Annotated in this window: 13 protein-coding genes; 8 read left to right on the plus strand and 5 right to left on the minus strand. The window is 60.6% G+C overall.

The window, feature by feature from the left end; all coding sequences use genetic code 11:
• Window positions 1-44 precede the first annotated feature (44 nt).
• From ACG9DO_RS12970 to maiA, 7 genes are all read left to right on the plus strand, one after another.
• Window positions 45-1,511: a lipopolysaccharide biosynthesis protein gene (locus tag ACG9DO_RS12970; protein ID WP_394731275.1), complete on the plus strand. Its 1,467-nt coding sequence runs from the start codon at window positions 45-47 to the stop codon at window positions 1,509-1,511.
• A 67-nt stretch (window positions 1,512-1,578) separates the two neighbouring features.
• Window positions 1,579-2,319 (plus strand): OmpA family protein, encoded by a 741-nt coding sequence (locus tag ACG9DO_RS12975; RefSeq protein ID WP_394728574.1) that lies wholly within the window; start codon window positions 1,579-1,581, stop codon window positions 2,317-2,319.
• A gap of 144 nt (window positions 2,320-2,463) precedes the next feature.
• Window positions 2,464-3,036, plus strand: coding sequence for a hypothetical protein (locus ACG9DO_RS12980; RefSeq protein ID WP_394728576.1), 573 nt, complete (start codon window positions 2,464-2,466; stop codon window positions 3,034-3,036).
• An 89-nt stretch (window positions 3,037-3,125) separates the two neighbouring features.
• Entirely contained in the window at window positions 3,126-3,485 is a 360-nt protein-coding gene (locus tag ACG9DO_RS12985) for a response regulator (protein ID WP_394728578.1), read from the plus strand.
• Window positions 3,486-3,569: 84 nt separating this feature from the next.
• On the plus strand, window positions 3,570-3,893 hold the full coding sequence (locus tag ACG9DO_RS12990) for a phage tail protein (RefSeq protein ID WP_394728580.1): 324 nt from the start codon (window positions 3,570-3,572) through the stop codon (window positions 3,891-3,893).
• 77 nt (window positions 3,894-3,970) lie between these two features.
• Complete coding sequence (locus ACG9DO_RS12995) at window positions 3,971-5,146, plus strand: acyl-CoA dehydrogenase (protein ID WP_394731276.1); 1,176 nt, start codon at window positions 3,971-3,973, stop codon at window positions 5,144-5,146.
• Window positions 5,146-5,784 (plus strand): maleylacetoacetate isomerase, encoded by a 639-nt coding sequence (gene maiA, locus ACG9DO_RS13000; RefSeq protein ID WP_394728582.1) that lies wholly within the window; start codon window positions 5,146-5,148, stop codon window positions 5,782-5,784. Before ACG9DO_RS12995 ends, maiA begins: the two co-directional genes overlap by 1 nt.
• Before the next feature lie 10 nt (window positions 5,785-5,794).
• Here maiA and ACG9DO_RS13005 read toward each other — a convergent pair whose 3' ends face one another.
• On the minus strand, window positions 5,795-7,228 hold the full coding sequence (locus ACG9DO_RS13005) for an NAD-dependent succinate-semialdehyde dehydrogenase (protein WP_394728584.1): 1,434 nt from the start codon (window positions 7,226-7,228) through the stop codon (window positions 5,795-5,797).
• Between the two features lie 189 nt (window positions 7,229-7,417).
• Here ACG9DO_RS13005 and ACG9DO_RS13010 point away from each other — a divergent pair, with 189 nt between their 5' ends.
• A complete protein-coding gene (locus ACG9DO_RS13010) occupies window positions 7,418-8,215 on the plus strand; it encodes a DUF1499 domain-containing protein (RefSeq protein ID WP_394728586.1) in 798 nt (265 codons plus the stop codon).
• A 3-nt stretch (window positions 8,216-8,218) separates the two neighbouring features.
• Here ACG9DO_RS13010 and ACG9DO_RS13015 read toward each other — a convergent pair whose 3' ends face one another.
• From ACG9DO_RS13015 to ACG9DO_RS13030, 4 genes are read right to left on the minus strand one after another with little or no spacing between them, the layout of a single operon-like run.
• Window positions 8,219-8,824, minus strand: coding sequence for a CDP-alcohol phosphatidyltransferase family protein (locus ACG9DO_RS13015; RefSeq protein WP_394728588.1), 606 nt, complete (start codon window positions 8,822-8,824; stop codon window positions 8,219-8,221).
• Between the two features lie 6 nt (window positions 8,825-8,830).
• A complete protein-coding gene (locus ACG9DO_RS13020) occupies window positions 8,831-10,096 on the minus strand; it encodes a NupC/NupG family nucleoside CNT transporter (protein ID WP_394728590.1) in 1,266 nt (421 codons plus the stop codon).
• Between the two features lie 19 nt (window positions 10,097-10,115).
• Window positions 10,116-10,541, minus strand: coding sequence for a hypothetical protein (locus ACG9DO_RS13025; RefSeq protein ID WP_394728592.1), 426 nt, complete (start codon window positions 10,539-10,541; stop codon window positions 10,116-10,118).
• Between the two features lie 43 nt (window positions 10,542-10,584).
• Entirely contained in the window at window positions 10,585-12,723 is a 2,139-nt protein-coding gene (locus tag ACG9DO_RS13030; RefSeq protein WP_394728594.1) for an FAD-dependent oxidoreductase, read from the minus strand.
• Between the last annotated feature and the right edge of the window lie 37 nt (window positions 12,724-12,760).

The raw sequence follows: 12,760 nt of genomic DNA on the forward strand, positions 1-12,760 counted from the left end.
CATCACAGGGAGAAACGCCGCAACCGCACAACAGCGATGGCGACATGGCCGCGCTTGCGAAGGGCGGACGTACCAATGTACTGGGTTTCCTGCTCCGGCTGCTTGCGCGCATCCCCTTCCTGTTCATTGCCGCGCGCCTTTACGGCGTCGAGGAAATGGGCCGGTTCGCATCCGCACTGGTCGTAATCGAACTGCTCGCGTTGATGTGTTCGCTCGGGGAAAAACGCGGCCTCGCGCAGCGGCTGACGGAAGGTGAAGGCAGTCAGACCAACCTTGCTTATGATGGACTGCTGCTCGCGCTGATCTTTTCAGGGATCGCCGGATTGATCCTGTGGTTCTTCCCCGCGCCGATGTTCCCCAACGGCATGAACGGGCCCAACGATACCTGGCTGATCATTGCGATACCCGGATATGCGATGACGGAAATCCTGCTCGCAGCGCAAGCCTATCGCTATGATATTGCGACCACTGTGCGGGCCCGCGCCATTGTCGAGCCGTGGACCATTTCGATCATGGCAGGCGTGTTTTTCTATCTGCCAGAGACCCGCGAATCCGGTCTTGCGCTCGCTTACATCTGCTCGATCTTTGCAGGGCTTCTCGCCGCGGCATGGCCGTTCCTGCGAACGTACGGCTTGCCTAAAGATTGGCACCCCCACCCATTTCGCATGGCCAAAATTACGACCCGCGCTTTCCCGCTGCTGGTGGCTGACGCGGTTGAGTGGGGAACGCGCCGGCTCGACATTTTCATCCTCGGCTTCTTCGCCGTCTCCGAAGCGGTCGGGATTTATTACTTCGCGCAGCAAATCGCGAGCCTGCCGCAAAAACTGAAAACCAGTTTCGAGCCGATCCTTGGACCGGTCATCACGAAGAACCTCAAGCTTGGCAATCTTGCAGCGATCGCCGCGCAGGTACGGCAGGTAGGGTTCTGGATCATCGCGGTGCAAGCAGGTATTGCACTCGCCCTCGCCATTCCTGGCGAAGCTGTGATGGGGCTTGGCGGGCCGGACCTTGTCGGGGGGACCGGTGCACTGGCATTTCTGCTCATGGCGGAAGTGGTCGCAGCAACAGCAGTCGTCGCGGAAAGCGCGCTGGTCTATACCGCCCGCAAACGCAACCTGGCGATTTCGATCGGCACTATCGTCGTGCAGGCGGGGCTGACAATCGGCCTCATCATGCTGGTGAAGCAGCTTGGTTTTGGCGAGCCGTTCAAGGCCGCCGCCGCGGCCATGGCCCTGATGCTTGCGCTTGGAATGGCGAGCATCATCAAGGCCTGGCTTTTGAGCCGCATCCTCAAGGCTCCTGTCGGCAATTGGCGCTGGGCGCTTGTTTACGCGACTGCTCCCGCCGTGGTGGTTGGTTATCTGGCGACACTATTGCCTGAGTGGGCGGAGCTCATCTTCGGGATCCCGGCAATCCTGCTGACCTATGGCTATGTCATATGGCATCGCGGCTTCGGCCCGGAAGACCGCGTGCTGTTCCGCAAGAACATGGGTGGCGGCGATACTGAGTAGCGATCGGCGTTGACGCGAGGCGACAACCCACTTCCAGCAATGGCCAGTCCTCGCTAAGGCTGCTTGCATGGTCGTGCGTCCCTCCATCCTGATGATTGCCGGAGCACTTGCAAGCCTGAGCCTGGGAATGGCTGGGGCGGCTCACAGCGACGATATCTTCGTCGAGGAGCTCGCAGACAAGGCGCGCGCCGCCATTGCAGCTCAGGGCGGATCTGGGATCACCGCGGAATTTGCCGACCGGTTCGGCTTTCCCACGCGCCATCCCCTTCTATCCGGCGGCGAGCCGTATGACGAAGCGACGCGCGATGCCGTGGCCAAGGCAGTTGCCAGCATTCCGGGTGTTGGCGGGGTAAGATGGGCCGACGGCTCGATGCTGGCTCAAGCGTCCGAGCAACCGCTATCACCCCTCCATTGCCAAGACGATGTCGAGGCGTTGCTGGCCGCCAGAACTATCCGGTTTGACGAAGCTTCAAGCACGCTCGACCCGGCAAACGGGACGTTGATTGATGAAGTCGCAGCTGCGCTGCGCCCGTGCCTGGGCAGCATTATCTCGATAACCGGTCACACCGATTCGGTTGGCGACAAAGAGGTCAATCTCGTCTTGTCACAGGCGCGCGCCAGAGCGGTCGAGCGCGCGTTGATCGCGCGCGGCATCCCGTCCGAAGGGCTGCGTGTCGAAGGACTTGGGTCGAGCGCACCGCTGGAAGGTTTGTCACCCGCCGATCCTGCCAATCGCCGGATCGAATTTGAAGTGGTTGCAACCGTGCCCATCGAGCCCACCCCGATCGATACGCCGGGGCCGCGCTGAGATGGCAGTCTGGGCAGAAGTCATGGTGTTGTGCCTCGCGAGCTATGGGATTGGGCTTGTGACCGGTTGGCTGCTAATGCCTGCACCGACAAGATTTCCTCGGCGCGCGCGCCGGCGTTTATCGAAAGAAGGTTAGAGACACCCATGCCTGAATTGCTCGCCATGTATTGGCCCTATCTTCTGATTGCATTCGTAATCGGACTGGCGGTTGCCTGGTTTGCCTTCGCAGCCAATCGCAAGACCGCGATCAAGCGCGATCCGAATGCGCCCAAGGATGTGCTCGATGAAGGCGCGGCGCGCGCCGCGCGAAACGAAGCCTTGATCAATTCGGCTCCGGCGGCCGGCGAACTCTCATCCGCAGCAAATAGCCAGAAGGTCGCACATGTCAGCGCACAGACGGATGCAGAGGCGGGTCCCGCGATCGCACCATCGACTCCAACGCCTACTTCTCAGGCTGCAGCAGCAGCTTCGGTTCGAGAGGGCGATGAGCTTACGCGGATCAAGGGCCTCGGCCCCAAGATCGCTGCCATGCTCAACGAACAGGGCATCACACGCTATGCCCAGATCGCAAGTTGGTCGGATTCGGATATTGACCGGATTGATGCGGGCCTCGGTCGGTTCGAAGGGCGAATCCGGCGCGATTCCTGGGTTGAACAAGCCAAATTGCTGGCTTCGGGCGACGAATCCGCCTTCTCTGAACGGTTCGGAAACACCTGAACCATCGGCCTCGGATCAAGTCGCGAGGAACATTTTCGGCAGTGCTCGCGTTCTTGTTGCATAACAACAGAACGTTTGGGGGGTTCAGGATGGTTCAACCAAGGATTCTTGTCGCGGAGGACGAAGCCATTGTTGCGTTTGACCTCATCGAAACTGTCGAGGAAGCTGGTTTCATAGTAGAGGGTCCGCACCGGGATATCTCTTCTGCTATGCTTGCGTTCCAGAAGCAGAAACCAGACCTCGCCATTCTTGACATCAGACTTGGCGACGGTGTGGTTTACCCGCTTGCTCAAAGAATGGCGGATGAGGACGTCCCGATTATCTTCCATAGCGGCAACCATTCCCACGAAGAAATCGCGAGCCGGTTCCCGCACGCGCTCGCGTTAGCGAAGCCATGCCCTCCCGCAGAGGTGCTAGGTGCCGTAAACGAGGCTCTGGAAACTCAATGAAACCGGCCTTCTGCGCCCTTCCATGATTGATCATGCGAGCTTAGGCTGCGCATGTAAGCAGGCACAAGATGGAGGGCATCCCAGATGAAGACCGGTCGCACGAAATCCAGACTTACTGCGCTGTGTGCAGCAATTGCTCTGAGCAGTGGTGTTGTAGCTGCTCCCGCAGCTGCTTCCATTGACCCGTTTATCGGTGAGATTGCCAAGTTTCCTTATAATTTCTGCCCTCGCGGATGGGCTGAAACGGATGGCAGACTGCTTGAGATAAGTTCCAACACGGCACTCTTCTCGCTCATCGGAACACGCTATGGCGGGGACGGCCGGACAACATTCGCTTTGCCGAAGATCAGCAGTCCTGGCGTGATCCACTGCATAGCGCTTACCGGAATATTCCCGTCTCGGAGTTGACGCTTTAATCCTTGCCGGGCGGCGCGCTTGCTGCAAGAGGGCAGCAAAAGCAGTTTCAGGAGTAACCAATGGCCGAAATGGTGCCATTCAACTGGGAAGATCCGTTCGATCTCGAGACCCAGCTTACCGAAGACGAGCGGATGATCCGCGACGCGGCGCATGGCTTTGCGCAAAGCGAGCTGCAGCCGCGCGTGATAGACGCTTTCCGTGACGAAGTTGACGCACCGGAAATGTTCCCGCTGTTCGGACAGGCCGGCCTGCTGGGTGCGACCATTCCAGAGGAATATGGCGGCGCAGGAGCAAGCTATGTCGCCTACGGCCTGATCGCGCGCGAGATCGAACGCGTCGACAGCGGCTACCGCTCGATGGCTTCGGTCCAGTCGAGCCTCGTAATGTATCCGATCCATGCCTACGGTTCGGAAGAACAGCGCCGCAAATACCTGCCCGGTCTCGCCTCAGGCGAGCTGATCGGTTGCTTTGGCCTGACCGAGCCTGACGCAGGCTCTGATCCGGGCGGCATGAAGACGGTCGCCCGGAAGGACGGCGACGGCTATGTCCTCAATGGCTCCAAGACCTGGATTTCGAACGCTCCCTTCGCGGACGTCTTCGTCGTCTGGGCGAAGTCCGAAGCGCATGGCGGCGGGATTCGCGGCTTCGTGCTTGAAAAAGGCATGAAGGGTCTTTCCGCGCCCAAGATCGAAGGCAAGATTTCGCTGCGCGCCTCGACCACCGGCATGATCGTGATGGACGATGTAAAAGTGGGCGCGGACGCATTGCTGCCCGATGTCCAGGGCCTCAAGGGGCCGTTCGGCTGCCTCAACCGCGCGCGTTATGGCATCAGCTGGGGCGCCATGGGCGCAGCAGAATTCTGTATGCACGCCGCGCGCCAGTATGGCCTCGACCGCAAGCAGTTCGGCCGCCCGCTTGCCGGAACCCAGCTGTTCCAGAAGAAGCTCGCGGATATGCTCACCGATATCGCATTGGGTCTGCAAGGCTCGCTTCGTGTAGGCCGCTTGATGGACGAAGGCCGCTTCGCCCCTGACATGATCAGCGTGGTCAAGCGCAACAATGTCGGCAAGGCGCTCGATATCGCGCGGGCCGCGCGCGACATGCATGGCGGCAATGGCATCTCCGAGGAATACCAGGTGATCCGCCACATGGTGAACCTTGAGACGGTCAATACCTATGAAGGCACGCACGATGTTCACGCGCTGATCCTGGGCCGCGGCATAACGGGCCTCGCGGCTTTCTGATGCGCCTCTTTGGCTACTATCGCAGTTCGACCACCTATCGCCTGCGCATCGCGCTGGAACTGAAGGGCATCGACTACGAGTATGTGCCGGTGAACCTGCTCACATCCGAGCAGAAGAGCGAAGGCTTCACCAGCCGCAACCCCTTCGGCAGCGTGCCGATGCTGGAGGCGGACGGGCGCGATCGTGCGCAGTCAATGGCGCAGCTCGAATGGCTTGAAGAAGCCTATCCGAAAAGACCGCTTCTGCCGTCCTCGATCGAGGATCGCTACACCGCGCGTGAGCTCACCTATGCCATCGCGACTGAGACCCACGCGCCTAACAATTTGCAGGTGCTCAAGTACCTCAAGGCAGAATTCGCCGCGACGCAGGACCAGATCGAGGCATGGTATCGCCACTGGCTCGCGCGCACATTCGGCCCGGTAGAGGAGCGCCTCGCGCAGCACGGTACCGGCGATTTCCTGTTCAATGAACCGGGCCTGTTCGAAGTCGTGCTGCTGCCGCAAGCCTACAATGCCCGGCGGTTTACGCTTGACCTGTCGCACTACCCGCATATCGAACGGATCGAGCAGGCCTGCCTTGCTCTGCCCGAATTCCAGCGCGCCTATCCGGACAACCAGATCGACGCGCCGAAGGACTGAATGCAAAGCCTCATAGCGTCTCGTGCACGGTCTTTGCGACCATGCAGGCCATCACGCCTTCCGCACCATCCTCGTGCCCGTAGCCTGACCATTTGACCCCGCCGAACGGCGCGTCCGCCGCGCTGACCGAGCCATGGTTGATGCCGAGCATGCCCGCTTCCACATCGCGCGCGAGCCGCTGGCGCCGCGCTGCATCCTTGGTCCAGGCATAGGCCGCAAGCCCGTAAGGCAAGCGGTTCGCCTCTGCGATCATCTCCGCTTCGCCCGCATAGCGATTGACGATCGCGACCGGACCGAACGGTTCTTCCTGCATGATTTCAGCGGCTTCCGGCACTTCAGCGAGAACGGTGGGCTTGTAGAAGAAGCCCTGGTTGCCGATCCGCTCGCCGCCGGTGAGGCAATGTGCGCCAGCCTCCTTCGCATCGCCGATCATGCGCTCCATCTGATCGGGCCCGCGCGCATTGGCCATCGGACCCATGGTGGTCGCGCTGTCCGTGGGATCGCCCACGACCATCTTCTCGACTCGTTCGACAAACCCGTCGCGGAAGCGCTCGAACACCGGCTCTTCGACGAGGAACCGGGTTGGGCTGACGCACACCTGTCCGGCATTGCGATAGGCGTTGGGAACCATCGTATCGAGCGCGCGGTCGATATCGCTATCGGCAAACACCAGGATCGGCGCGTGCCCACCAAGTTCCATGGTGGTGCGCTTCAGATCCTCCGCAGCGAGTTTCGCAAGATGCTTCCCGACCTTGGTCGATCCGGTGAAGCTGAGCTTCCGGATGATCGGTGAGCCGAGCAGGTGCTCGCTGACATCGGACGGCACGCCGAACACGACCTGACACACATCTGGCGGAAGCCCCGCATCGAGCAGCGCTTGCGCCACCGCAATCCCAGCCGCAGGTGTCTCTTCCGAAGGCTTGACGATCACGGAGCAGCCCGCCGCAATCGGGCCGCCCACTTTGCGAGCGACATTGAGGGCCGGGAAGTTCCACGGCGCAAAAGCCGCAACCGGGCCGACCGGATCATAGCGCACTTCGCTGCGCTGGCCGGCCGGGCGCACTAGCGTGCGGCCATAGGTGCGTTTGCATTCGCCCGCGTAAAATTCGAACAGCATGGCGGAATATATTACTTCGCCTTGGGCTTCGGCCACAGGCTTGCCCTGTTCGCGGGTGAGGATCGACGCGATGTCGCCTGCCCGCTCGCGCAGCAGTTTCGCAGCTTCGCGCAGCACGCTCTCGCGCTTGTCCGCAGGCGCCAGCCGCCATTCCGCAAAGCCTTTCTGGGCGTTCTCAAGCGCCGCATCGAGATCGTCCGCACTGGCGTGAGGCAGGCTGGCAATGGCTTCGCCTGTCATGGGATTGAGCACATCCTCGGCCTCGCGCCCTCCGCCGCTCAGTTTCTCGCCGCCAATCAGCAGGTAAAGGTCTGGATATTCGCTCATGATAAGATCTTTCCAGCGCGCTCTCATGCGCGCCCACGGGCTTGAAACAAAGCTCTGTCCTAGGCTGGAAAATCGGTAACGGCAATTATTCGAACAATCGCTGCAGGAACGGGCGATTGAGCTAGGCTGAAGGCGGCAATCGCATGAACGGCTTTGACTTTGGCGAATAGCTCGGCATAGCTGTACGCCATGACAAAGACAGAAACTCCCTGGCACGCGCGCCTTGCGCTGATCCTTGCTCTCCTGCTGCCGCTCTACTTGATGGCGGCCGCGCTTGGCACCAAGTTCGGCATCTGGGGCTGGCAGTTCGGCCTCGGGAAGATGCTGTTCCAATGGGGGCCGTTCGTGATTGGCAGTGTCGCTCTGATCGCGCTCATTTCGCTGATCGTCTGCCTGGTGAAGCCGCCCCGCAATGGCTGGGGCAAGGCGCTCATCGCGCTGGCTGTGCCCGCCGTCATCGTCGGCGCTGTGCTGAACCTGCAAAGCAAGAATGCCGATATCCCGGCGATCCACGACGTGACGACGGCGCCTGGCAATCCTCCGGCCTTCTCTGAAGGATGGATGCAGCGGCGCGAGAATTTCGGCGCGAACCCGTTGCTCGATTATGCTGCGCCGCTCAATCAGAGCGAGATGTATCAGGGCGAACGGTTCGGCGAATTGGGCGAGAAGTCGCTCGCTGAGATCAATGCGGACAGTTACGGCGATCTTGAGCCGCTGCCATTGGGCGACAACAGCACAGAGCAAGCCATTCAGGCCGTACTCGGCGCGATGCAGGCGATGGGCGCGATCGAAACGGATACGGTCGAGAACGGCGTATATGGCACGTTCGAAACCTTCTGGTTCGGCTTCAAGGATGATGTCGCGGTACGGATCGCCGATGGTCAGATCGACTTCCGCTCGGTCTCACGCGTGGGCATTTCGGACATTGGCAAGAATGCCTCGCGTATCCGTGAACTGCGCGCCAAGACGGCGGAGCGGCTGCGCTAAGCCTTATTCCCTGAACTGCCTGATTGCCATCGCGCTGCGCTGGATCACAGTCAGTGCGCATAGCCCCGCATAGGCCCAGGCGATCGGCGCAAACCATGCCGGAAACAGCGCCATCGCGATGAAGACTGCGATGGTCTCTGCTCCTTCGGCAAGGCCCGTCGAATAGAAGAAGCTCTTCTTGCCATGCGCCTCAGTGTCTGCACCGCGTTTCGCAGCGATGACGGCAAAGGCAAGGAAGCTCGTGCCCGTTAGTACAAAGCTCGCGACCAGCACCAGCGCAGGCAGCAGGTTCGCAGGGTCCGCAATTCCGAAGGCGAGCGGGATCGACACGTAAAAGGCAAAGTCTGCGACGATGTCGAAATAGCCGCCAAGGTCGGTCGGCTTTGTCGCCCGCGCCACTGCCCCATCCAGTCCGTCGAGCAAGCGGTTGATAACGATCAGCGCGAGACCCAACGCGTAATGTTCCATGGCAATCGCCACAGCGCCGAGCAGCCCGATCGCCAGCCCGGACAGCGTCAAAAGGTTGGCGGAGATGCCTTCGCGCGCGAGCCATGCACCCGCGCGGTTCAAGGACGGATCGATCACCGGGCGGAGTTTCGCGTCAAACATGACCGATCAGCTCCATGTAACAAGCCCGATCCAGGCGCCAGTCATCAGCGTTGCGAAATTGCCGGCAAGCCAGCTCTTCATGCCTAGCCCTGCAGCTTCCGCACGCCGCTCAGGGCACAATGTGCCGATGGTCGAAACGAGCAGGCCCACGCTTGCAAGATTCGCGACCCCGCACAGCGCATAGGTCACGATCAGCAGGCTTCGATCATCGAATGTATCGGAAGGGAGCGCTGCAAGCTCCAGATAAGCAACATATTCGTTGAGGATCGACTTCGTGCCCATCAATCCCCCTGCGGCCTGCGCCTGATCCCATGGCACCCCGATCAACCACATCAACGGCGCGAACAGCCAGCCAAATATGCGCTTCAGCGTGAGCGCTTCGCCGCCGACCTGTCCAAACACAGCGAGAATCTGATCCGCCAGCGAAACGAATGCGAACACAACAATGATGATGGCGATCACGGCGAGAAACAGCTGCATCCCATCCATCGTGCCTTTGACCACGGCGTCGATGCTGCTTTCGTATCTGAGGCCCGGCTCGCTCTCATCGTCCTCTGTTGCGCCTTCACCCGGAACCATCAGCTTGGCCATCAGCAAGGCGGCAGGTAGCGAAATCAGCGACGCGGCGATCATGTGTCCGACTGCGTCAGGGACTGTCTGTGAGAGAGTGGTCGCGTATAGGATCAGGATCGCACCGCTGATCGTCGCCATGGCGAGAACCATGACCTGAAACAGTTCCGAGCGGCTAATCTTTGCGAAATAGGCGCGCACCGCGAGCGGACTTTCCACGACGCCAAGGAACATGTTCGCCCCGCCCGCCAGGCCGACCACACCGCTGACCTTCAGGCTTTTGCGCAGCAGGAAGGACAGGCCGTTCACCAACCAGCGCAGCACGCCCCAATGCCACAGCAAGGCCGCAAGCGCACTGAAAACGATCACCAGCGGCAGGATCTGGAACGCGATGATCACGGGGGCAGCCACGCCCTCTTTCAGTTCAAACGGAAGCGGCGCTCCGCCGAGATAACCGAACATGTAGGACGAACCGTCCAGCGTCGCGCGCTCAATCGCGGTCACACCGTCATTGGCATAGCCAATAATCTGCCACACGAAGGGCAGCCGCACGATCGCCAGCGCAAGCAGCAATTGCAGCCCCAATGCGCCTGCGATCCAGCGCCAGCCGGGAGCTTCGCGGCGGTTTTCGGACAAGCCCCAGGCAAGTCCGGTGATCACTGCGAGGCCGAGCAATCCCTGCAAATGCGCGAGTATCTCCATCAGCCCCCTCTATGCCCGATCAATCCGCAAAGCGTTTGACCAAGCGGTCGAGGCTGAGTGTGTCCTCCTTGCGAAACGCGATCAAGGCCAACGTTGCCCCCGCAACCGTCAGGGAAGGAAAAAACAGCAGGTTCGCATCCTCATGCAGGTACATCCCAAATGGATCGAGAAAATGCTTCCAGATCGCCAGCGCGCCGCCGACCAGAACCAGCGCCTGCAGTGGCAGAGTGTATTTGCGCAAGAGGCCCAGCACGACCAGCGCGCCCAGGATCACTTCGAACACTGCAAAACCGGTCTGCAAGGCCGAAGCCGAAGCAACCCCGCCGTAGTACTTTTCTGCAAGGCCAGTTCCTGTTCCGGGGTTCATCAATCGCAGACTGCCCCACAGCACCAGCAGAATACCCGTGCCAATACGCATGATCAGGAGGCTCAGAGGTCGAAGCATGGTCATGTCCTTGTCGTGTCAGGGGATTGGTCTTTCAGGGCGCTCAGCCTCGAACCCATTTGAAATAGCGCTCCAGCCATTTGAGCGCGGCTTCCGGCTTGTTGGCTTTCTTCCATTCGCCCGCTGCAAACTTGTTCGCCTCCGCCATGGTCGGATAGGAATGGATCGTGCCGAGTATCTTGTTGAGGCCGAGCTTGTACTTCATCGCCAGCACATATTCCGCCAGCAGCTCGCCTGCATGTGCGCCGACAATGGTGACGCCAAGGATCGTATCCTTGCCCGGCGGGGTCAAAACCTTGACGAAGCCCTGTGTCTCGCTTTCGGTGATCGCGCGGTCGAGATCGTCGAGATCATAGCGGGTGACATCGTATTTGATACCCTGCTCTCTTGCCTCCACTTCATTGAGGCCGACGCGGGCGAATTCGGGATCGAGGAAAGTGACCGCGGGGATCACGCGGTAATCGGCCTTGAACTTCCTGAAGGCTCCGAACAGCGCGTTGACGCTGGCGTACCAGGCCTGATGGCTGGAAACATGGGTGAACTGGTACGGCCCGGCGACGTCGCCAGCGGCATAGATATTGGGGAATCTGGTCGCGAGGAATTCATCCGTGACGACTGTCCTGTTCGTATCGACGCCTAACTCCTCCAGCCCGTAGCCTTTGAGCCGCGCCGCGCGCCCGACCGCGACGATCAACGCGTCGTAGCCAATCTCGCGCTCCAGCCCGCCATGCTCGGCAATCAGCGCCCCTTCTTCGACCCGCACCGCCTTATGATCGGTGAGCACGGTTACGCCGCTTTCTTCGAGCACTTGCCTGGCGAGTGCTGACACCTCCTCGTCCTCGCGGCCCAGCACACGCGGGGCCATTTCGACCTGCGTGACTTTGGACCCGAGCCGGGCAAGCGCCTGCGAGATTTCGCAGCCTATGGGGCCACCGCCGAGCACAGCCACCCTTTTCGGGGCCGCGTCCATCTCAGCAAACGCGTCCCACATGGTGTCACTGGTGAGATAGTCGGAGTCATCGAGACCCGGCATTGGCGGCACGAAAGGCGCGGCACCGGCCGCGATGATGATCGACTTTGCGGTTATGCGCTTTGTCCCTCCGTCATGCAGCGCGACCTCGACTGTCCACGGATCGACGATCTTGGCATATCCTTGCACGACGTTTACGCCGAGGCCCTCGTACCGCTCGACGCTGTCATGCGGCTCGATCGCGCGGATCGCTTCCATCACCCGCTCGATCACCTGTTTGAAGGGGACTTCGGGTTCGACCGAGGTCAGGCCGTATTTATCCGCATGGCGCATGGTCGCGGCGACCTTGGCACTCTTGATCAGCGCTTTTGAGGGCACGCAGCCGGTGTTGAGGCAGTCGCCGCCCATTTCCTTGGCTTCGATAAGCGTGACGCCTGCCTTCACCTGTGCGGCGATATAGGCCGACACGAGCCCAGCGCTGCCCGCGCCGATGACGACGAGGTTCTGGTCAAAGCTCTTGGGCTTGGTGAAGCCATCGTAGACACGGCGGCGTTTGATTATGCCGATAATACCCTTGCCGATCCACGGCGCGATACCAAGCAGCGCGAAGCTGCCCAGCACAGCGGGCGATGCGATGCCGGAGAGGCTCTCGATCTGCGCGAGCTGCGTTCCGGCATTCACATAGACGATCGTGCCGAGCAGCATCCCCACCTGGCTAACCCATGCGAAGGTCCAGGTCTTGATGCGCGTCAGACCCATGACAAGGTTGATGACGAAGAAGGGAAAGATCGGGATCATGCGCAGCGTGAAGAGGTAGAACGCTCCGTCCTTTTCGAGCCCCGCATTGATCGACTTCAGCCGGTCGCCGAACTTGCTCTCAACTGTGTCGCGCAGGACATAGCGCGAAGCCAGAAATGCGAGTGTCGCACCAATTGTGGACGCGAATGAGACCAGTATTGTGCCGACGAGCAAACCGAACAGCGCGCCTGCCGCCAGTGTCATGATCGCTGCGCCGGGGAGCGAGGCTGCGGTCACCGCGACATAGATCGCGAAGAAACCGGCAAGCACAAGCACCGGGTTCTCCTGATAGAATCCGTCTACGTCACCCGCGATCTGCTTGATCCCGCCAATCGTCAGGTATTCGCCCAGATCGAAGATGAAATAGGCTGCAATCAGCGCTGCCAGCACGAGTATGATGACGATCTTCTTCATGTGGCTTTCCCCGAATGCGCGCTTGGCTGCCCATTCG

Origin of the sequence: Altererythrobacter sp. GH1-8 (genome assembly GCF_043702085.1) — a bacterium.
In the GTDB taxonomy this organism is placed as follows: domain Bacteria; phylum Pseudomonadota; class Alphaproteobacteria; order Sphingomonadales; family Sphingomonadaceae; genus Erythrobacter.

What these genes read in the sequence shown, in the direction of transcription:
- ACG9DO_RS12980 (WP_394728576.1), top strand. Translation starts at nt 2,464, where the DNA reads ATGCCTGAATTGCTCGCCATGTATTGGCCCTATCTTCTGATTGCATTC.
- ACG9DO_RS12970 (WP_394731275.1), top strand. Translation starts at nt 45, where the DNA reads ATGGCCGCGCTTGCGAAGGGCGGACGTACCAATGTACTGGGTTTCCTG.
- ACG9DO_RS12985 (WP_394728578.1), top strand. Translation starts at nt 3,126, where the DNA reads ATGGTTCAACCAAGGATTCTTGTCGCGGAGGACGAAGCCATTGTTGCG.
- ACG9DO_RS13005 (WP_394728584.1), bottom strand. Translation starts at nt 7,228, where the DNA reads ATGAGCGAATATCCAGACCTTTACCTGCTGATTGGCGGCGAGAAACTG.
- ACG9DO_RS13025 (WP_394728592.1), bottom strand. Translation starts at nt 10,541, where the DNA reads ATGCTTCGACCTCTGAGCCTCCTGATCATGCGTATTGGCACGGGTATT.
- ACG9DO_RS12995 (WP_394731276.1), top strand. Translation starts at nt 3,971, where the DNA reads ATGGTGCCATTCAACTGGGAAGATCCGTTCGATCTCGAGACCCAGCTT.
- maiA (WP_394728582.1), top strand. Translation starts at nt 5,146, where the DNA reads ATGCGCCTCTTTGGCTACTATCGCAGTTCGACCACCTATCGCCTGCGC.
- ACG9DO_RS13015 (WP_394728588.1), bottom strand. Translation starts at nt 8,824, where the DNA reads ATGTTTGACGCGAAACTCCGCCCGGTGATCGATCCGTCCTTGAACCGC.
- ACG9DO_RS13010 (WP_394728586.1), top strand. Translation starts at nt 7,418, where the DNA reads ATGACAAAGACAGAAACTCCCTGGCACGCGCGCCTTGCGCTGATCCTT.
- ACG9DO_RS13020 (WP_394728590.1), bottom strand. Translation starts at nt 10,096, where the DNA reads ATGGAGATACTCGCGCATTTGCAGGGATTGCTCGGCCTCGCAGTGATC.
- ACG9DO_RS13030 (WP_394728594.1), bottom strand. Translation starts at nt 12,723, where the DNA reads ATGAAGAAGATCGTCATCATACTCGTGCTGGCAGCGCTGATTGCAGCC.
- ACG9DO_RS12975 (WP_394728574.1), top strand. Translation starts at nt 1,579, where the DNA reads ATGGTCGTGCGTCCCTCCATCCTGATGATTGCCGGAGCACTTGCAAGC.
- ACG9DO_RS12990 (WP_394728580.1), top strand. Translation starts at nt 3,570, where the DNA reads ATGAAGACCGGTCGCACGAAATCCAGACTTACTGCGCTGTGTGCAGCA.